The sequence below is a fragment of the Bartonella sp. MR110HLJHH genome (assembly GCF_042194225.1).
Classification (GTDB): domain Bacteria; phylum Pseudomonadota; class Alphaproteobacteria; order Rhizobiales; family Rhizobiaceae; genus Bartonella; species Bartonella grahamii.
Genome location: NZ_JBHIMQ010000071.1, coordinates 1 through 996, shown reverse-complemented (window position 1 = coordinate 996; position 996 = coordinate 1). Strand labels below are relative to the sequence as shown.

General features: G+C 38.6%; 1 protein-coding gene and 1 pseudogene. Both read left to right on the top strand.

The window, feature by feature from the left end:
* The first annotated feature begins 29 nt into the window (after positions 1 to 29).
* Entirely contained in the window at positions 30 to 857 is an 828-nt protein-coding gene (locus tag ACFIKB_RS09370; protein WP_375653485.1) for a recombinase RecT, read from the top strand.
* Position 858: 1 nt separating this feature from the next.
* A pseudogene (locus tag ACFIKB_RS09365) lies at positions 859 to 996 on the top strand (exonuclease); the annotation flags it as partial.

Here is a 996-nt window from a genome sequence, read left to right as displayed (position 1 = left end):
GTGAATTGCGCGCAATGTAGGAAATCAAGATGACAAATTCTACTTTTTTAAAAGAAATGGCAGAAAAATATGGATTTTCTGCTGAAGAATTTCGAACCACAATCATAAAAACTTGTATTGGAGATAAAAATGCTAGTGTCATCACTGATGCAGAATTTGCCGTTTTTCTTTTTGTTGCCAATACTTATGGACTTAACCCTTTAACAAAAGAAATCTATGCACTCCCTAAAAAAGGCGGCGGCATCATACCCGTTGTTTCTATCGACGGTTGGATAAAGATCATCAAATCAAATCCTGACTTTGATGGCATGACCTTTCAAGATCAACTCAATGAGGATGGGAATATCATTGCTATCAAATGTGCTATTCGTCTCAAAGGCATTAAAGACCCTATCGAAGTCACCGAATATCGCAAAGAATGCGAACAAGCCCACAGTGAACCTTGGAAAAAATACCCCGCACGTATGTTGCGCCATAAAGCCACTATACAATGTGCTCGCTATGCTTTCGGGCTTTCCGGTATTTATGAAGAAGATGAAGCCGCACGTATCCATGAAGCAAACCATAACGTACAAACGAAGTTAGTTTCTTATGACGTGCTTACGCAAATCAAACAATTAATAAACATCACTCAAACAGAAGAAGAAAAAGTGCTTGAGTATGGACGAGTCGACAAGCTTGAAGATCTTCCTGATGAAAGAGCACAAAGGATTTTGGATGTTTTGCAAAAGAGACAGCATGAAAAAGAACAATCTTTCCTACAACAAAAGCAAATAGAAGCGCCTATACAAGATGCCGAATATATTCACGTCCAAGATATAGAATATGCACCACAAGAACAAAGAACGGTGGTGTGAGATGGAACAAAGAACAGCAGAATGGTTCCAAGCACGCTTGGGTAAAGTCACCGCATCTAATGTTTACAACATTATCAGTAAGACAGCAAAAGGATTGCCTACAAGCAAATATGAAGACTACAAAATCAAACTCATAACA